Origin of the sequence: uncultured Metabacillus sp., assembly GCF_947503125.1 — a bacterium.
In the GTDB taxonomy this organism is placed as follows: domain Bacteria; phylum Bacillota; class Bacilli; order Bacillales; family Bacillaceae; genus Metabacillus.
Genome location: NZ_CANNCR010000001.1, coordinates 249,107 through 268,655 on the forward strand (window position 1 = coordinate 249,107; position 19,549 = coordinate 268,655).

The 19,549-nt window shown below is 37.5% G+C and carries 19 protein-coding genes; all 19 read left to right on the forward strand.

Annotated features, from left to right (window positions below):
- The first annotated feature begins 38 nt into the window (after nucleotides 1-38).
- The 19 genes from Q1B07_RS01215 (at nucleotide 39) to Q1B07_RS01305 (ending at nucleotide 19,535) form a co-directional block, all read left to right on the forward strand.
- On the forward strand, nucleotides 39-803 hold the full coding sequence (locus tag Q1B07_RS01215) for a ribonuclease HII (RefSeq protein WP_299087105.1): 765 nt from the start codon (nucleotides 39-41) through the stop codon (nucleotides 801-803).
- 329 nt (nucleotides 804-1,132) lie between these two features.
- A complete protein-coding gene (sucC, locus tag Q1B07_RS01220) occupies nucleotides 1,133-2,293 on the forward strand; it encodes an ADP-forming succinate--CoA ligase subunit beta (protein ID WP_046514704.1) in 1,161 nt (386 codons plus the stop codon).
- An 18-nt stretch (nucleotides 2,294-2,311) separates the two neighbouring features.
- Nucleotides 2,312-3,214, forward strand: a complete 903-nt coding sequence (sucD, locus tag Q1B07_RS01225) for a succinate--CoA ligase subunit alpha (protein WP_299087108.1) — start codon at nucleotides 2,312-2,314, stop codon at nucleotides 3,212-3,214.
- Between the two features lie 111 nt (nucleotides 3,215-3,325).
- Entirely contained in the window at nucleotides 3,326-4,210 is an 885-nt protein-coding gene (gene dprA, locus Q1B07_RS01230; RefSeq protein WP_299087110.1) for a DNA-processing protein DprA, read from the forward strand.
- A gap of 821 nt (nucleotides 4,211-5,031) precedes the next feature.
- Complete coding sequence (topA, locus tag Q1B07_RS01235) at nucleotides 5,032-7,107, forward strand: type I DNA topoisomerase (protein ID WP_299090054.1); 2,076 nt, start codon at nucleotides 5,032-5,034, stop codon at nucleotides 7,105-7,107.
- A gap of 55 nt (nucleotides 7,108-7,162) precedes the next feature.
- Nucleotides 7,163-8,473 carry an FADH(2)-oxidizing methylenetetrahydrofolate--tRNA-(uracil(54)-C(5))-methyltransferase TrmFO gene (gene trmFO / locus Q1B07_RS01240; RefSeq protein WP_299090056.1) on the forward strand — a complete coding sequence of 437 codons (1,311 nt, stop codon included), beginning with the start codon at nucleotides 7,163-7,165 and terminating at the stop codon, nucleotides 8,471-8,473.
- A gap of 62 nt (nucleotides 8,474-8,535) precedes the next feature.
- Entirely contained in the window at nucleotides 8,536-9,444 is a 909-nt protein-coding gene (gene xerC / locus Q1B07_RS01245) for a tyrosine recombinase XerC (protein ID WP_299090058.1), read from the forward strand.
- Between the two features lie 27 nt (nucleotides 9,445-9,471).
- Nucleotides 9,472-10,017: an ATP-dependent protease subunit HslV gene (hslV, locus tag Q1B07_RS01250; RefSeq protein WP_299090059.1), complete on the forward strand. Its 546-nt coding sequence runs from the start codon at nucleotides 9,472-9,474 to the stop codon at nucleotides 10,015-10,017.
- A gap of 14 nt (nucleotides 10,018-10,031) precedes the next feature.
- Nucleotides 10,032-11,432 carry an HslU--HslV peptidase ATPase subunit gene (gene hslU, locus Q1B07_RS01255; protein WP_299090060.1) on the forward strand — a complete coding sequence of 467 codons (1,401 nt, stop codon included), beginning with the start codon at nucleotides 10,032-10,034 and terminating at the stop codon, nucleotides 11,430-11,432.
- Nucleotides 11,433-11,527: 95 nt separating this feature from the next.
- Complete coding sequence (gene codY / locus Q1B07_RS01260) at nucleotides 11,528-12,307, forward strand: GTP-sensing pleiotropic transcriptional regulator CodY (protein WP_299090063.1); 780 nt, start codon at nucleotides 11,528-11,530, stop codon at nucleotides 12,305-12,307.
- Between the two features lie 219 nt (nucleotides 12,308-12,526).
- Entirely contained in the window at nucleotides 12,527-12,916 is a 390-nt protein-coding gene (gene flgB, locus Q1B07_RS01265; RefSeq protein ID WP_299090065.1) for a flagellar basal body rod protein FlgB, read from the forward strand.
- A gap of 2 nt (nucleotides 12,917-12,918) precedes the next feature.
- Entirely contained in the window at nucleotides 12,919-13,368 is a 450-nt protein-coding gene (gene flgC / locus Q1B07_RS01270) for a flagellar basal body rod protein FlgC (protein ID WP_299090066.1), read from the forward strand.
- A gap of 10 nt (nucleotides 13,369-13,378) precedes the next feature.
- Nucleotides 13,379-13,690 carry a flagellar hook-basal body complex protein FliE gene (gene fliE / locus Q1B07_RS01275; RefSeq protein ID WP_299090068.1) on the forward strand — a complete coding sequence of 104 codons (312 nt, stop codon included), beginning with the start codon at nucleotides 13,379-13,381 and terminating at the stop codon, nucleotides 13,688-13,690.
- 77 nt (nucleotides 13,691-13,767) lie between these two features.
- Complete coding sequence (gene fliF, locus Q1B07_RS01280; RefSeq protein WP_299090070.1) at nucleotides 13,768-15,372, forward strand: flagellar basal-body MS-ring/collar protein FliF; 1,605 nt, start codon at nucleotides 13,768-13,770, stop codon at nucleotides 15,370-15,372.
- Between the two features lie 12 nt (nucleotides 15,373-15,384).
- Entirely contained in the window at nucleotides 15,385-16,401 is a 1,017-nt protein-coding gene (fliG, locus tag Q1B07_RS01285; protein WP_299090072.1) for a flagellar motor switch protein FliG, read from the forward strand.
- On the forward strand, nucleotides 16,394-17,152 hold the full coding sequence (fliH, locus tag Q1B07_RS01290; protein WP_299090075.1) for a flagellar assembly protein FliH: 759 nt from the start codon (nucleotides 16,394-16,396) through the stop codon (nucleotides 17,150-17,152). Before fliG ends, fliH begins: the two co-directional genes overlap by 8 nt.
- A gap of 4 nt (nucleotides 17,153-17,156) precedes the next feature.
- On the forward strand, nucleotides 17,157-18,479 hold the full coding sequence (gene fliI / locus Q1B07_RS01295; protein ID WP_299090078.1) for a flagellar protein export ATPase FliI: 1,323 nt from the start codon (nucleotides 17,157-17,159) through the stop codon (nucleotides 18,477-18,479).
- Nucleotides 18,479-18,922, forward strand: coding sequence for a flagellar export protein FliJ (gene fliJ / locus Q1B07_RS01300; RefSeq protein WP_299090080.1), 444 nt, complete (start codon nucleotides 18,479-18,481; stop codon nucleotides 18,920-18,922). Before fliI ends, fliJ begins: the two co-directional genes overlap by 1 nt.
- Before the next feature lie 10 nt (nucleotides 18,923-18,932).
- Complete coding sequence (locus Q1B07_RS01305; protein WP_299090082.1) at nucleotides 18,933-19,535, forward strand: hypothetical protein; 603 nt, start codon at nucleotides 18,933-18,935, stop codon at nucleotides 19,533-19,535.
- Nucleotides 19,536-19,549: the final 14 nt, after the last annotated feature.

The following is a 19,549-nucleotide window of genomic DNA, read 5'->3' on the forward strand; positions in this document are numbered from 1 at the left end:
ATAATAGTAAAGGAGTAAGTGTGAGGAGATTAATAGAAATGAACTTAACCATTAAGGAAATACAAGATAGAATAACGAGGATTACTAATGAAGACGATCCTTTTTTAGAGCAATGTAAAGCTGATTCAAGAAAAGGTGTTCAACAGCTTGTTCAAAAATGGTGGAAACATTATGAACAGGAAAAAGCTTTGCAAGAGCAGTTTTATGGCATGCTTAGCTATGAAAGAAAAGCGCATGCCCAAGGTTTTCACCTAATTGCAGGTGTTGATGAGGTTGGAAGAGGACCGTTGGCAGGACCTGTTGTGGCAGCGGCAGTCATTTTAAAAGAAGAGTGTTACATACCAGGGTTAACAGATTCAAAGAAATTAACAGCGGCAATGAGAGAGAAGTATTTCGATTTAATTAAAACAAATGCAAAAGCTATTGGGATTGGCATCGTTCAAGCAGAAGTCATCGACGAAATAAATATTTATGAAGCGACAAAACTTGCCATGAAGCAAGCGATAAAAAAATTGGAGATAGAGCCTGATTATTTATTACTTGATGCGATGAAGCTCGAATTACCGATTTCTCAAGAGTCAATCATCAAGGGTGACGCCAAAAGCGTATCAATTGCTGCAAGCTCTGTTATTGCAAAGGTGACGAGGGACCGGTTCATGCAGGATTTAGCCAAGCGTTTCCCCGAATATGGTTTTGACCAGCATATGGGATATGGTACTAGATACCATTTGGATGCATTGCAAAGACATGGAGTGACAGAATATCATCGTAAAAGCTATGCACCTGTAAAGGATCGATTATAATCTTTTAAAAAAGAAGAGTTGTTGTTAGAAGCTTTAAAATGCTTATCATTAGTGAAATTATGTTAAAGGTAAAATAGTAGTCCAATTATTCTAAACGCTTCATAAAAGCCTCTGTAAGCTGTTACAGAGGCTTTTAGCTGTACTGTACTAGTTTATGCTGTACTAGATAAGTTTTAATATCTTAAATCAATCTATTTTAATAAAATAAAAATTAATTTTCTTGGAGAGCATACTATTTTGTGTCGAATGGTAGACAAGCTGAAAACTATTATATAAAATGAAAGCGCAGTATATTTTTTATTATTGTAAATTGGTTAGGAGGATGGCAAATGAATATCCATGAGTACCAAGGGAAAGAACTCCTACGTAAATACGGAGTTTCTGTACCGAACGGACGAGTGGCTTTTTCTGTAGATGAAGCAGTTGAAGCTGCAAAAGAACTTGGAACAGATGTAGTAGTGGTAAAAGCTCAAATCCATGCAGGTGGACGCGGTAAAGCCGGCGGAGTAAAAGTTGCTAAAAACCTGGAAGAGGCTCGTACATATGCTGAAGAAATTCTTGGTAAGACATTAGTAACACACCAAACTGGCCCTGAAGGCAAGGAAGTTAAGCGCCTGCTTATTGAAGAAGGGTGCGATATTAAGAAGGAATATTACATCGGCCTTGTTTTAGACCGTGCTACATCACGCGTTGTTCTAATGGCATCTGAAGAAGGCGGAACAGAAATTGAAGAAGTAGCAGAGAAAACTCCTGAAAAAATCTTTAAAGAAGTCATTGATCCCGCAGTAGGATTACAAGGCTATCAAGCTAGAAGAATTGCATTTAACATTAATATTCCAAAAGAACTTGTTGGACAAGCTGTTAAATTTATGATGGGCTTGTATAAAGTTTTTGTAGAAAAGGATTGTTCAATTGCAGAGATTAATCCATTAGTTGTAACAGGTGATGGAAAAGTTATGGCACTTGATGCAAAATTGAATTTTGATTCAAATGCATTATATCGCCATAAAGATATTGTCGAATATCGCGATCTTGAAGAAGAAGATCCAAAAGAAATTGAGGCTTCTAAGTACGATTTAAGTTATATTTCTTTAGACGGTAACATTGGCTGTATGGTAAATGGTGCTGGTCTAGCGATGTCTACAATGGACATTATTAAATACTACGGCGGTGAACCTGCAAACTTCCTTGATGTTGGGGGCGGTGCAACTGCAGAGAAAGTAACAGAAGCGTTCAAAATTATTCTTTCCGATCAAAATGTTAAAGGAATTTTCGTTAACATCTTCGGTGGAATCATGAAATGTGACGTTATTGCAGAAGGTGTTGTAGAGGCAACAAAACAAGTAGGTTTAGAGATCCCGCTTGTCGTGCGTCTTGAAGGAACAAATGTTGATTTAGGAAAGAAAATTTTAAATGAGTCTGGCTTAAATATTACTTCTGCAGAGTCTATGGCTGACGGCGCACAAAAAATCGTTTCATTAGTAGGGTAAGAAAGGCAGGGGACAAACATGAGTGTATTTATTAATAAAGATACTAAAGTAATCGTTCAAGGAATCACTGGGTCAACAGCCCTTTTCCATACGAAACAAATGCTTGAATATGGTACAAAGATTGTTGGTGGTGTCACTCCGGGAAAAGGCGGAACTGAAGTAGAGGGTGTACCAGTTTTCAATACAGTTCAAGAAGCAGTTAAAGCTACAGGTGCAAACGCTTCAGTTATTTATGTACCTGCTCCTTTCGCTGCAGATGCAATTATGGAAGGCGTAGACGCTGAATTAGACTTGGTAATTTGTATCACTGAGCATATTCCGGTAATGGATATGGTTAATGTTAAGCGTTATATGGAAGGCAAGAAAACTCGTCTAGTTGGCCCTAACTGCCCGGGTGTTATCACACCTGAGGAATGTAAGATCGGTATTATGCCTGGTTACATTCATAAAAAAGGCCATGTAGGTGTTGTTTCCCGTTCAGGAACACTTACATATGAAGCTGTTCATCAATTATCACAAGCTGGCATTGGTCAATCAACTGCGGTTGGGATTGGCGGTGACCCGGTAAATGGAACAAACTTTATCGATGTGCTTAAAGCCTTCAATGAAGATGAAGATACGTATGCAGTGATCATGATCGGTGAAATCGGCGGAACTGCTGAAGAAGAAGCAGCTGAATGGGTAAAAGCAAATATGACGAAACCGGTAGTTGGCTTTATCGGCGGTCAAACAGCACCTCCTGGAAAACGTATGGGACATGCTGGAGCGATTATTTCAGGTGGTAAAGGTACGGCTGAAGAAAAAATTAAAACAATGAACGCTTGCGGCATTAAGGTTGCTGAAACACCTTCTGTAATGGGAGAAACACTTATTTCCGTGCTTAAAGAGCAAGGGTTATATGAAAAATGCAAAACACATTAATCAGATTCTTCTGAAAGGGAAGGGACAGGTGTTCACCTGTTCCTTTTCCTCATGCTTTTAAATGAATTGCTATATTAATAGTAGGTAAATAAAGGTAAAATAGGAGGCCATATGGATACTGTTACAAAAACACTCTTTACATTATCACATTGTAAAGGAATCAGTCATCATCTTCTTCACAAGCTTTTAACGATTGATCCAACATTAACTAATTTTCACTTCCATAAGGAAAACGAATGGGCGAGCTATTTTAATATTCCGAAAGAAAAAGCTCTCGCAATCAAAAAAGAGTTTGCTTCATTACAAGTTGACACCCTTTTGGAAACATATAAACAACAGCAAATTTGTTTTGTTTCCCTTTATGATAAAAACTACCCGCCGCTTCTTAAGGAAATTTCTGACCCTCCGCCAATCCTATATTACAAGGGAGATATTCGTCTTACACAGCAACCGCATTTGATAAGTGTAGTCGGAACTAGGTATCCAACAAATTATGGTGAAACAGCGCTAGAGTACCTATTAAAACCGCTTATTATGGAAAATTGGATAATAGTAAGCGGAATGGCAAAAGGAATTGATACAATAGGGCATGAAACAGCTATAAAAAACGGTGGAAAAACGATCGCAGTTATTGCAGGTGGCTTATTTTATCTCTACCCTAAACAAAACATCCCATTAGCAAAAAAGCTCATGGAATCACATCTGATCCTCTCTGAACATCCTCCTGCTACCCCGCCTCAAAAGTGGCACTTTCCAATGAGAAACAGAATTATTAGCGGGTTGTCTTTAGGAACGATCATCATTCAAGCTAAGAAGCGAAGCGGGTCATTAATTACAGCTTACCAGGCATTGGAACAAAATCGCGAAGTATTTGCGGTCCCTGGATCCATATTTGATGAAAATAGCGCTGGAACAAATGAACTAATACAAAGCGGAGCAAAATTAGTTCATAATGCTTCAAATATAATGGAAGAATTTCCACTTTCGCTTGATTAAATTTTTGAAAAAAGTACAAAATTAAGATAATAAAGCGAGACTTCCAACAATGGGGTAATTTCATTGTTGGTTAGCGAGACTTATCGGATCATTACGGGTAGTTATCTCTACGTTCTAAAATTTTTAAAAGCAAAGGACTTACTACCCGTTAAGATGGGATAAAGCGAGACTTCCAACAATGGGGTAATTTCATTGTTGGTTAACGAGACTTATCGGATCATTACGGGTAGTTATCTCTACGTTCTAAAATTTTTAAAAGCAAAGGACTTACTACCCGTTAAGATGGGATAAAGCGAGACTTCCAACAATGGGGTAATTTCATTGTTGGTTAGCGAGACTTATCGGATCATTACGGGTAGTTATCTCTAAGTTCTAAAATTTTTAAAAGCGAGGATTTGCTACCCGTAAAGATAGGGAAAATTGCGTAAGAATTTGTCATTTTAGTGAAAATATTCATGTTCATTCATATTAAATTAGTATATGATAAGGGTAATTTCTTTATTTGTGTTTGACAAATCGCATGGGAATATTTAATAATAGTGGAGATTTATATTGTGAAACAATCATCAAATAAGGATTTTAAATTTGTTCCTATAAATCTTATTTAAATCTATATTTTAAGCTTTTTGTTGATTTTGTTGCTATACTGAGCGAAATACATGAAGCTAAAATCAAACACATCATTTTAAAATGGAAAAAACATCCAAACTTTACGTAGGTAAATGAAGAGACATTTACATTCATGCAATCTTTCAAAAAATGAAAGATCAAATAAATAAGAAGTATTAAAGAGAGAATACCTCTTAAGGAGGACAATATGCATGTCAGACTATTTAGTCATTGTTGAATCACCTGCAAAGGCGAAAACAATTGAACGTTATTTAGGGAAAAAGTATAAAGTGAAAGCCTCAATGGGGCATGTTCGTGATTTACCTAAAAGCCAAATTGGAGTTGATATTGATCATAACTTTGAACCAAAGTACATTACGATAAGAGGCAAGGGTTCTGTTTTGAAGGAATTGAAAACAGCTGCCAAGAAGGCTAAAAAAGTTTTCCTTGCAGCCGACCCTGATCGTGAAGGGGAAGCGATTGCATGGCATCTGGCACACAGCCTTGATGTCGATATACATTCCGACTGCCGCGTTGTATTTAATGAAATTACCAAGGATGCAATCCAGGAGTCATTCAAGCATCCTCGTTCCATTAACATGGATCTCGTAGATGCGCAACAGGCCAGACGTGTTCTTGACAGACTTGTCGGCTATAAAATAAGTCCGATTCTCTGGAAAAAAGTAAAAAAAGGTCTTAGTGCCGGGAGGGTACAATCTGTAGCCGTTCGCTTAATCATTGATCGTGAAAATGAAATCAAAGATTTTGTTCCAGAGGAATATTGGTCTATTGAAGGGCAGTTCTTAAAAGGGCAAAAAGAATTTGAAGCAGCGTTTTTTGGGGTAAATGGAAAGAAAAAAGAGTTAAAATCAGAAGCTGATGTGAAAGAGATATTAAAAGAAATAAGCGGAAATAAATTTAATGTTGAAAAAGTAACAAAAAAAGAACGAAAACGTAATCCTGCTGTCCCATTTACAACCTCGACTTTACAACAGGAGGCTGCACGTAAATTAAACTTTCGCGCTAAGAAAACAATGATGATTGCTCAGCAGCTTTACGAAGGGATTGATTTGGGTAAGGAAGGAACTGTTGGTTTAATCACATATATGAGAACAGATTCGACAAGAATATCCGAAACTGCCCAAACAGAAGCTGCTCAATATATTAATGATAAATATGGTAAAGAGTTCCGTGGCACTCAATCAAAATCTGCTAAGAAAAATACCAATGCGCAAGATGCACATGAGGCTATTCGCCCAACTTCTACATTACGAGAGCCAGCATCAATGAAAGAATTCTTGAGCAGGGACCAACTTAGACTTTATAAGCTGATTTGGGAACGGTTTGTTGCCAGCCAGATGGCTCCTGCTATTTTGGATACAATGAGTGTTGATTTAACGAATAATGGAGTACTGTTTAGAGCAAATGGCTCAAAAATAAAATTTCCAGGTTTCATGAAAGTGTATGTTGAAGGCAGTGACGATCAAACAGAAGAAAAAGATAGATTGCTGCCTGATTTAAAAGAAGGCGATGAAGTTTTTTCAAAAGATATTGAACCGGCTCAGCATTTTACACAACCGCCTCCGCGTTATACAGAGGCACGCTTAGTAAAAACATTAGAAGAGCTGGGAATTGGCCGCCCTTCTACCTATGCACCAACACTAGATACGATACAAAAACGAGGTTATGTGGCATTAGACAATAAACGATTTATACCAACAGAGCTAGGTGAAATTGTATTAGAGCTTATTAAGGAATTTTTCCCTGAAATCATTAACGTGGAATTTACTGCCAATATGGAAAACAGTCTTGATAAAGTGGAAGAAGGATCTATTGAATGGATTAACATCATTGATGATTTTTACAAAGATTTTTCCATAAGACTTGAGAAAGCGGAAAATGAAATGGAAAAAATCGAAATCAAGGATGAGCCTGCCGGAGTAGACTGTGAAGAATGCGGACATCCTATGGTTTATAAAATGGGCAGATACGGTAAATTTATGGCTTGTTCAAATTTTCCTGATTGCCGTAATACGAAACCTATTGTAAAAGAAATTGGGGTTAAATGCCCGAGTTGCGAAGATGGTATGATTGTTGAGCGAAAATCAAAAAAACGCAGAATTTTTTATGGCTGCAGCAATTATCCGGGATGTGAATTCCTCTCATGGGACAAACCAATTGCAAGAAGTTGTCCAAAATGTAACAATATGCTTGTAGAGAAAAAACTGAAAAAAGGCGTACAAGTACAATGTATGGAATGTGATTATAAAGAAGAACAACAAAAGTAGGTGAGCGTCTTAAGGCTCACCTCTTTTATGTGATTAGATGGAGGGTATTGCAATCATGAATCAAGATCAGGTAGTAAATGTAATAGGTGCAGGCTTAGCTGGAAGTGAAGCAGCATGGCAGCTGGCAAAAAGAGGTATTCAAGTTCGTCTGTTTGAAATGAGACCAGTAAAACAAACACCTGCACATCATACGGAGAAATTTGCAGAATTAGTTTGCAGTAACTCGTTAAGAGCCAATACATTAACAAATGCAGTAGGAGTCTTAAAGGAAGAAATGAGAATCCTTGATTCTGTTATTATTAAAGCAGCTGATGAGTGTGCAGTTCCCGCTGGCGGGGCTTTGGCAGTCGACCGTCATGAATTTGCCGGAAAGGTAACAGAACTTGTAAAAGGACATCCGAATGTTACTGTTATAAATGAAGAAGTTGGAGAAATCCCAAGCGGTCCAACCATCATTGCGACAGGCCCCCTTACATCAAAAAGTCTTTCAGAGCAATTAAAAACATTAACAGGTGAAGAATATTTATATTTCTATGATGCTGCAGCACCAATTATTGAAAAAGATAGTATTAATATGGAAAAGGTTTATTTAAAATCCCGCTATGACAAAGGGGAAGCGGCATATCTTAACTGCCCAATGACAGAGGAAGAATTTGATCGTTTTTATGAAGCTTTAATTTCAGCAGAAACCGTTCCATTAAAGGAGTTTGAAAAGGAGATCTTCTTCGAAGGCTGTATGCCGATTGAGGTATTGGCACAACGAGGCAGAAAAACAATGTTGTTTGGTCCATTAAAGCCTGTTGGTTTAGAAGATCCAAAAACAGGGAAAAGACCTTATGCAGTCGTGCAATTGCGACAGGATGATGCAGCAGGTACTTTATATAATATAGTAGGCTTCCAAACACATCTTAAATGGGGACCACAAAAAGAAGTTCTTTCATTAATCCCTGGCCTTGAAAATGCCGAAATTGTTCGATATGGTGTTATGCATCGTAATACCTTTATTAACTCACCTAGATTGCTAAAGGCAACTTACCAATACAAAGATCGTGAGGATTTATTCTTTGCAGGTCAAATGACTGGTGTTGAAGGATATGTAGAATCAGCTGCATCAGGCTTGGTTGCTGGAATAAATGCTGCACATCTTGTATTAGGAAAAGACTTAGTTGAATTTCCGAATGAAACGGCAATCGGCAGCATGGCAAAATATATTACAACAGCTAATCCGGATAATTTTCAGCCAATGAATGCAAACTTCGGTATTTTCGCAGAATTACCTGAGCGGATTAAAAGTAAAAAAGAACGAAATGAAATGCATGCAAATAGGGCTCTGGAAACAATTCAAAAAATTTCGAAAAATCTATAGAAATCATTTGCAAGGGCTGCTAAAGTTATGATAACATTTAGTAGCCCTTGTGAGGTGTTATCATGGAAAATGTTAAGAATTATTTAAATTTCTTCATTGAATATTTACAAATTGAGAAAAACTATTCACAATATACAATTGTGAATTATTCCAATGATATTGAGGATTTTTTTTCCTTTATGAAAGAACAAGTGATCCTACATCTGGAAGAAATTACATATAATGACACACGATTATATTTAACCCAGTTACATAAGAGAAAGTATTCTAGAAAAACAATTTCAAGAAAAGTATCTTCATTAAGAAGTTTCTTTAAGTTCCTTGTTCGTGAGGAAAAATTAACTGAAAATCCTTTTACATTGGTTTCTTTACCAAAAAAAGAGCAAAAAATTCCCGAATTTCTTTTTGGAGAAGAAATAGAAAAATTATTTACTGTTTCGGATTGTACCACCCCATTAGGGCAAAGAAATCAGGCACTCATTGAGGTTCTGTATGGAACGGGGATACGTGTTGGTGAGTGTTGCAATATCCGCTTATCAGATCTTGATTTGTTTATTGGAACGGTTCTTATACATGGAAAAGGCGGAAAACAAAGGTATGTACCATTTGGAAGCTATGCCCAGGATGCGATTGAACGTTTTATGAACGAAGGAAGGAAGCAATTGATTAGTCGGCACAAAGATACTGATCAGCATTCTTATTTATTTGTCAATCATCGCGGCTGTAAGCTAACAGATCGCGGTGTAAGACACATATTAAATGAAATGATAAAGAAAGCTTCCTCTACTCTTCATATCCATCCTCATATGTTTCGGCATACCTTTGCCACACATATGCTAAATGAAGGCGCTGATATGAGAAGTGTTCAAGAACTGTTAGGGCATGCGCACTTATCTTCAACACAACTATATACCCATGTTACGAAAGAACATCTAAAAAGAATTTATTTGTCCCATCATCCCCGAGCTTAATGCAGAGATACTTAGGAGGTAGAAACCATGTCTCAATTTCATGCAACAACAATTTTTGCTATCCATCATAAGGGTAAGGCCGCAATGGCTGGCGATGGTCAAGTGACATTTGGCAATGCAGTTGTCATGAAGCATACAGCAAAGAAGGTCAGAAAAATCTTTAATGGAAAAGTTATTGCTGGATTTGCTGGTTCTGTAGCTGATGCATTTACTTTATTCGAGCTTTTTGAAGGCAGACTTGAAGAGTATAACGGCAATTTACAGCGAGCAGCTGTAGAGCTGGCGAAAGAATGGCGCAGTGACAAAGTATTAAGAAGGCTTGAAGCAATGCTGATCGTTATGAATGAAGAACATCTTTTGCTTGTATCTGGTACAGGCGAAGTCATTGAACCTGATGATGGTATATTAGCAATCGGTTCAGGCGGAAATTATGCTTTATCTGCTGGCAGAGCGTTGAAGCGTTTTTCAGGAGATAACCTTTCTGCAAGAGAAATCGCTGAGGGTGCCTTAACAATTGCTGGTGAAATTTGTGTGTATACAAATCAAAATATTATTGTTGAAGAGCTTTCATAAGGGAGGGAAAAGGGATGAATAAAGAGCTGACACCAAAACAAATTGTAGAACGTTTAGATCAATATATTATAGGGCAAAAGGATGCTAAGAAGGCGGTTGCTGTTGCTCTTAGAAATCGCTATCGTAGAAGTTTGTTGAGTGAAAAACTGCGTGAAGAGGTTGTCCCTAAAAATATTTTAATGATTGGTCCCACAGGTGTTGGGAAAACTGAGATTGCCAGAAGAATAGCTAAGCTTGCACGCGCGCCATTTATTAAGGTTGAAGCGACAAAATTTACAGAAGTTGGATATGTAGGCAGAGATGTTGAATCAATGGTACGCGATTTAGTTGAAACAGCAGTACGTCTAGTTAAGGAAGAAAAAATGCTAGGTGTCAAAGGATTGGCTGAGGAAAACGCAAATAAGCGTTTAGTTGAGTTGTTAGTACCAGGGAAAAAGAAGCAATCCGCCGCTAAAAATCCGCTGGAAATGCTATTTGGTGGAGCTGGCAGCCAAGTGAATGAGCAGGATGATAACACAGAAGAGTCATCACTTCAAGAAAAACGCCGCCGGATTGCTCATCAGTTAGCGTTAGGTGAATTAGAGGATCACTATGTCACTGTTGAAGTTGAAGAACAGCAGGCATCTATGTTTGATTTACTTCAAGGCTCAGGTATGGAGCAAATGGGAATGAATATGCAGGATGCTTTAGGAAGCTTAATGCCGAAGAAAAAGAAAAGACGTAAGCTTACGGTAAGAGAAGCAAGAAGAGTTTTGACGAATGAGGAAGCAAGTAAATTAATCGATATGGATGAAGTTACACAAGATGCTGTCATTCGCACAGAACAATCAGGAATTATTTTTATTGATGAGATTGATAAAATTGCCGGAAAATCAAAAGGGGGATCAACTGCAGATGTTTCTAGAGAGGGTGTACAACGTGATATTCTTCCAATTGTTGAGGGATCAACCGTTGTAACCAAGTACGGATCTGTTAAAACAGATCATATCTTGTTTATTGCTGCAGGTGCTTTTCATATTGCAAAGCCATCTGATTTAATTCCTGAGCTTCAAGGTCGTTTTCCAATCCGTGTTGAATTAACAAAGCTTAGCGTCGATGATTTTGTAAAAATTTTAGTAGAACCAGATAATGCATTATTAAAACAATATCAAGCATTAATTGAAACAGAAGGTATACAATTAGAATTTTCTGACGATGCTATACGTAAAATAGCTGAAGTTGCGTATGAAGTGAATCAGGATACTGATAATATCGGAGCAAGAAGATTACATACAATTCTTGAACGTTTATTAGAAGATTTAAGCTTCGAAGCCCCAGATATCAATTTAGAAAAAATCGTGATTACACCACAGTATGTAGAAGATAAGTTGGGTAAAATTTCAAAAAATAAAGATCTAAGTCAATTTATTTTATAGGATCAGAAAGTTTATTTTTAAGAGAATAAAGTGAAAACAGAGCGGCAGCCTGTTTTCAAATTGAACAATTTAATATGTTACAGGAGGAACCGATTATGGCTCTATTACAAAAAACACGTAAGATTAATGCAATGCTCCAGAGAGCAGCAGGAAAACCAGTTAATTTTAAGGAAATGGCAGAAACACTTAGTGAAGTGATTGAAGCAAATATCTTTGTAGTCAGCCGCAGAGGTAAATTGCTTGGATTTGCAGTTAATCAACAAATCGAAAATGATCGAATGAAAAAAATGTTAGAGGATCGTCAATTTCCAGAAGGCTATACAAACAATCTCTTCAATATTACCGAGACATCTTCGAATATTGATGTTGAAAGTGAATATACAGCTTTCCCGGTAGAAAATCGTGATTTATTTAAAAATGGGTTAACGACGATTGTTCCAATAATCGGCGGAGGAGAACGCCTGGGAACATTAATCCTAGCAAGAGTGCAGGAGCAATTTGAAGACGAGGATTTAATTCTTGCAGAATACGGTGCTACTGTTGTTGGGATGGAAATTCTTCGTGAAAAAGCGGAAGAGATTGAAGAAGAGGCTCGCAGTAAAGCCGTTGTACAAATGGCGATAAGTTCTTTATCTTACAGTGAACTAGAAGCAATCGAGCATATCTTTGAAGAATTAAGCGGAAATGAAGGACTGTTAGTTGCAAGTAAAATTGCAGATCGTGTAGGAATTACACGTTCGGTCATCGTTAACGCTCTACGTAAGCTTGAGAGCGCTGGTGTCATTGAGTCACGCTCTTTAGGGATGAAAGGAACTTACATTAAAGTTTTAAATGACAAGTTTTTAATTGAATTGGAAAAATTAAAAACAAATTAACAAAAAGTAAAAAATGCCTACCAAGCTTATTTTGGTAGGTGTTTTTTTGCTGTATGTGACATAGGACTATAGTCCTTATTTTAAAATAAATTCAAAATCCGACTTTTTTTACATTGGCTTAATAGACTTTAAGACTATTATTTCATACAATAAAAATACAAATTAACATATTTCGACACTATACGATTCGTGGGTGTGTATGTTTTTTAGGGGGATAAGATGAAATTATTTTCAAATACCATAAATTATTTAGAACAAGCATTAAGCCATTCGATGACAAAACAAAAAGTGATTGCAAACAATATAGCAAATGTCGACACCCCAAACTATAAAGCCCAAGATGTTCGTTTTCATCAAACGCTAAACAATGAGCTGCGAAAGCTGCAAAGCTACAAAACGGACGAAAAGCATTTTGAATTTGGTTCTGTCGCATCAGATTATCAAGTTGTGACAAGGGCAAATGCCAGCTACTTACATAATGGGAATAATGTTGATATAGACCAAGAGATGACGGAAATGGCGAAAAATCAAATTCAGTATAATGCCTTAATTGACCGGTTAAGCAGTAAATTTTCGTCATTAAAAACAGTAATAAAAGGTGGAAATTAAGCATGTCGATCTTTCATTCAATTAATACCTCTGCCTCTGCTCTAACAGCACAAAGAGTAAGAATGGACGTTATCTCATCAAATATGGCTAATATGGATACAACTCGAGGAAAGCTTATTGAAGGAGAATGGCAGCCTTACCGTAGGAAAATGGTTGTAACAGAACCAAAAAACAATCAATTCTCTTCCTTTTTGAACAAGGCTATTGGCTCATCACCCAATACGACTGGTGTAAAAGTAACGGGAATTGTCGAAGATGAAACGCCATTTGAATTAATTTATGATCCTGAACATCCTGATGCTGATGAAGAGGGGTATGTATCAATGCCTAATGTTGATCCGTTAAAAGAGATGGTTGATCTCATCAGCAGCACACGCTCATATGAAGCGAATGTGACAGCGTTGAATGCTACAAAAGGAATGTTAATGAAAGCTTTAGAAATTGGGAAGTAGGTAGATATAAATGATCAATAAAGTAAGTCCTTTTCTACTGACACAACCAGCTCAAATACAGGATAAGCCTGCTCTTAGCTCAAGTAATCAAGGAGTTAATAAAACAAGCTTTGCAGAAACATTAAAGCAAGCAATTGATCAAGTCAATCAATCACAAATCGAGTCAGATAAAATGACGGAGGCCCTTGCTACCGGTAAAAATGTTGAACTTCACGATGTAATGATATCAGCACAAAAAGCGAGTGTTTCAATGGCTCTCGCTATTGAGCTGCGAAATAAAGCGATAGAAGCCTATCAAGAAATGATGAGAATCCAAGTGTAGTAATTGTTCTTACGATTAAGGACGGTTAACGGTAAATACAAATAGCATATGCCATCATAACCGGGGGACTTTATGGAATGAACGAAAAATTAAAAAATATAAATAATAAGCTTAATGGAATATGGCAAAAAAGAAGTAAACTGCAAAAAACGTTAATCATAAGTGGAACAGTAATATTTTTTGCTGTTACCGGATTATTAACTTACTTTATGTCTAAACCAGATTTAGTACCACTATATTCAAACCTGTCACCTGCTGAGACCGGCCAAATAAAAGAAACGCTAGATTCAAAGGGTGTACAATCAGAAATCACAAATAATGGAGCAACGATACTTGTACCTAAGGAACAAGTTGATACGTTAATGGTAGAACTTGCAGTCGAAGGGATACCAGACACAGGTGTTATTGATTATTCCTTTTTTGGTCAGGATTCAGGCTTTGGTATGACAGATAAAGAGTTTGATGTTATTAAACTTAAAGCGACACAAACAGAGCTTGCTAATTTAATGAAGGGAATTGAAGGTGTAAAAGATGCAAATGTGATGATCAATCTCCCGCAAGAATCTGTTTTTGTCGGTGAAGAGACAGAAGGGTCATCGGCTTCAGTCGTTCTAAATCTAGTGCCAGGTGCCAGTTTAGATCAAGAAAAAGTAAATGCGCTCTTTCATTTAGTTTCAAAGAGCATTCCGAATCTTTCTACTGACAATATCGTCATTATGGATCAAAACTTTAACTATTATGACTTAAATAGTGGTCAAAATGCATCGCAAGGTACGAGCTATGCATCCCAGCAAGAAATTAAGTCGCAAATTGAACAAGATATTCAGCGTGACGTTCAAAAACTGTTAGGAACGATGATGGGGCAAGAAAAGGTTGTTGTCTCTGTCACGACAGATATCGATTTTACCCAAGAAAAACGCCAAGAAAATCTTGTTTCTCCAGTAACCGAGAATAGTGATGAGGGAATTGCAGTAAGTGTTGAAAGAATTACAGAAGCTTATACTGGCAATGGTGCAGTAGCAGCTGGGGGAGTCAATGGCACAGGGAATACGGATATTCCGAACTATGAGGCGACATCAGAAACCTCTGGTGACGGGGAGTATGAACGAATTGAAGAACGCATCAATAATGAGGTTAACCGAATTAATAAGGAAATTATTAAAAGTCCTTATAAAATCCGTGACATCGGAATCCAAGTAATGGTTGAACCGCCTAATCCTGACGATCCTCTTTCATTTACTGCTGAACGTGAGGAAGATATTCAACAAATCCTTTCGACTATTATTCGGACGTCAATCAATGAAGAACCGACAGACACTCCATTAACAGATGAGCAGTTAGCTGAAAAGGTTGTGGTATCTGTTCAATCATTTGATGGGAAACAATCATTCGCTACAACAGAACAACAACAGGCTTTACCGATATGGATCTATATTGTTGCAGGTGTTTTTTTGGTAGCTATTATCATTCTTGTCATCTTATTAATTAGAAAGAAAAAGCTTGATGATATAGAAATAGAAGTGGAAGAAGAATTACCGATACAAGAGCCAATTAAAGTACAAGACATTAATACTGTAGTTGAAACAGAGGGAACAGTACGTAAAAGGCAATTAGAAAAAATGGCGAGAGAAAAGCCGGAAGATTTTGCAAAACTTTTACGCACTTGGATTTCAGAGGAATAGGGGGTTAAGAACATGGCTAGAAAGGAACAAAATCTACTGACAGGCAAGCAAAAGGCTGCCATCCTCTTAATCTCTTTGGGACCTGAAGTTTCTGCATCTGTTTACAAGCATTTGTCAGAAGATGAAATTGAAAAATTGACACTCGAAATCTCTGGAGTGCGTACGGTTGAAGCGAATAAAAAAGAAGAAATCATTGAAGAATTTCATGAAATTGCGATGGCGCAGATTTATATCTCCCAGGGGGGAATAGCCTATGCGAAGCAAATATTGGAAAAGGCATTAGGAAAAGAAAAGGCAACAGGCATCATACAGCGGTTAACATCGTCATTACAAGTAAAGCCATTTGACTTTGCTAGAAAAGCAGACCCGGGACAAATCTTGAATTTTATTCAAAATGAGCATCCACAAACGATTGCACTTGTTTTATCTTACTTAGAGCCTGCACAATCAGGTCAAATCCTATCGGAGCTGCCACAAGAGTTACAAGCGGATGTTGCAAGGAGAATTGCGGTCATGGATCGAACTTCTCCAGAAATCATCAATGAAGTCGAACAAATTTTGGAACGAAAATTATCTTCAACTGTAACACAAGATTACACACAAACCGGCGGGATTGAAGCAGTTGTTGAAGTGCTGAACGGAGTGGATCGCGCAACCGAAAAAACAATTCTTGACGCACTTGAAGTTCAAGATCCTGAGCTGGCGGAGGAAATTAAAAAGAGAATGTTTGTCTTTGAGGACATCGTTACGCTTGATAATCGTGCAATTCAACGTGTAATCAGAGATGTGGAGAATGATGATTTAATGCTATCACTTAAAGTTGCAAGTGAGGAAGTAAGAGAAATTGTCTTTAAAAACATGTCAAAGCGTATGGTCGATACATTTAAGGAAGAAATGGAATTTATGGGGCCAGTCCGCCTTCGTGATGTGGAAGATGCTCAATCTAGAATTGTAGGGGTTATCCGGAGATTAGAAGAAGCTGGTGAGATCGTCATCGCCCGTGGTGGAGGAGATGATATTATTGTCTAGGCTGATAAAATCTCAATACACAAACAAGGATGAAAAACAGACGATAGCAGTCCGAGGTCTCAAGATGCTCCTTCATGAAACATCTAAAGAAATGGATAACCCTAAATCAAAGCTGGAAGCTTCCTATCTTATACAATCTGCTAAAGAAGAGAGAGAACGTTTGATTCAAGCGGCACTTGAAGAAAAAACAGCTATTATGCAGCAAATAGAAGTGGAAAGAGCGGCTTGGGAGCAAGAACGAGAACAGCTTTTTGAACAGGTGAGACATGAGGCTTATGCAGAAGGACTGGAGCTGGGGCGACAAGAAGCTCTAAGACAGCATCAGGCTTTTATTGAAGAGTCTAAGCGAATTGTGGACTTGGCTCGAAAAGATTACTCTGAAAAAATACAATCTGCAGAAGAAGAGATATTAGCTCTTTCAATCAAACTGGCAGAAAAGGTTATTGCCTCTTCATTAAGTGAAACACCTGAACGCTTTTTGCCGTTAGTAAAACAAGGCTTGAATGAAGTGAAGGAGCATGAACATATTAAAATTCATGTTCACCCTGCTAATTATGAGCTTTTACTCTCTCATAAGGATGAACTTGCATTTTTAGCTACTAATAGCCAAGACGTAAGTATTTATGCCAATGAAGAATTAAAAGTAAATGGCTGTTTTATAGAGTCTGCTTTTGGCCGTATTGATATTAGTATTGATACACAATTAGAGCAATTAAAGAAGCAATTATTGCAACTGCTTAATGAAGGGTGACCTTATGTTGAGAGCGTTAGATTTGATTCATAAAATTGAGTTACTAGATTCCTATAAACGTTTTGGGAAAGTCAAAAGAGTAGTAGGTATAATGATTGAATCAAGAGGTCCCGAAAGCTCGATTGGTGACCTTTGTTATATCTATACGGATGTGACGAAAAAGATAAAAATTCCTGCGGAAGTAGTAGGTTTTAAGGACGAAAATGTCCTGCTCATGCCATATCTGCATGTGACAGACCTATCGCCTGGAAGCATAGTTGAAGCGACTGAAGCTCCATTAAAAATAGAGGTAGGAACAGGATTGATCGGGAAAGTAATTGATGCATTTGGTCAGCCCTTGGATGATTCTCATTTACCAAAAGGGCTGACAAAAGTACCGACAGAACAATCACCGCCAAATCCAATGAAACGACCGCCGATTCATGAAAAAATCGAAGTAGGTGTACGTGTGATTGATAGCCTGTTAACTGTGGGAAAAGGTCAGCGTGTCGGGATTTTCGCAGGAAGTGGGGTTGGTAAAAGTACGTTAATGGGAATGATTGCACGTAATACAAATGCTGATATTAATATCATTGCCTTAATAGGAGAGCGCGGTCGCGAGGTACGGGAATTTATCGATCGTGATTTAGGGCCTGAGGGACTTAAGCGTTCAATCGTCATTGTTGCGACATCAGATCAACCTGCGTTAATGAGACTCAAGGCAGCATATACAGCAACTGCAGTAGCTGAATATTTTCGTGAGAGAGGGTTAAATGTGATGTTTATGATGGATTCAGTAACACGTGTAGCAATGGCACAACGTGAAATTGGCCTAGCTGTTGGCGAACCTCCAACAACAAAGGGGTATACGCCCTCAGTATTTGCAATTCTGCCAAAGCTGCTAGAACGAACTGGAACAAATGAGAGTGGAACGATCACCGCCTTTTATACGGTTTTGGTTGATGGTGATGACTTAAATGAGCCTATCTCAGACACAGTTCGCGGTATACTTGATGGACATATCGTACTAGACCGTGCACTCGCAAATAAGGGGCAGTTTCCTGCAATTAATGTTTTAAAAAGCATAAGTCGTGTAATGAGCCAAATTGTCGACGAAAAACACAGGATTGCAGCAGCAAAATTAAGAGAACTCCTTTCTACATATTTAAATTCTGAAGATTTAATTAATATTGGGGCTTATAAAAAAGGATCCTCAAGGGAAATTGACGAGGCAATCAGATTTTATCCGAAGATTATTTCATACTTCAAGCAAAATGTTAAAGACAAAATGACAATTGAGCAAAGTATTCATTCACTCATACAGTTAATGGAAAAAGGTGATTTTTAATGGCTTTCCAATTCCGATTTCAAAAAATCATGGATATTAAAGAAAGTGAAAAAGAGAGATCATTTGCTGAGTATAATCAATCGGTACATGACTTTGAGCATGTTGCACATCAACTTTATGATTCTCTTAAACAGAAAGAAGTGCTTGAAGAAAATACACTTTCAAAGCTTAATCAAGGGATGTCCGTACAAGAAATTAGACATTATCAGCAATTTGTTAGCAATTTGGAAAAGTCTATTTCACATTATCAAAAGCTTGTGCAGTTGACGCGAAAGCGAATGAATGAAAAGCAAGTAAAGCTAATGCATCACAATATTGAAGTGAAAAAATACGAAAAACTTAAAGAAAAGCAGCAAGAGAATTATTTTGCAGCAATGAACGAGCTTGAAAACAAGCATATGGATGACCTTTCAATTCAGTCATATTTGTATCGTGGAAATTAGGTGTGAGTAAATGGAAAGTGAAAAGAAAGAATATGGGAAATTTCAATGGTTTTTCTTCGTCATCTTTATACCGTTCATCTTCACAGTTGTATTACTAGGTATTATCTTTTCTGTTGCAGGCTTTGATGTCCTAGGTAAAACCAAAGAAGTTTTAACTGAAGCATCTCTTGTTGAAAACCTGTTTAATAAGAAGGGAGAAGACCTAGTTGTTAACGAAAAAACAGGTAAAGAGCAGGATGAGCAGCAAAAGGAAGAAAGTGAAAAGCTTCAGAACACGCTTGAAGAACAAACGGCGATGATTGATGCCCTTGAGAAAGATGTATCGGTAAAGGAAAAGGAAATACAAAAGTTAAATCAAGAAATAAAATCATTGCAAACGCAAATCGAAAGTCTAAATAGTGCTGAAACAAAAGAAAATACAGTCGATCTTGCAAAGCTATACGAAAACATGTCCAGCAAAAAAGCAGCTGAAATTATCCCAAAACTAAATAATGATGAAGCGTTGTTTATTTTAACTTCACTAGATGACACACAGATAGCGGACATCTTGGCGAAAATGACTGTTGATGATGCGGTTAAGTTTACCAATCTATTAGCTGAAAACAGTGAGTAAGGAGGTGATTAAGT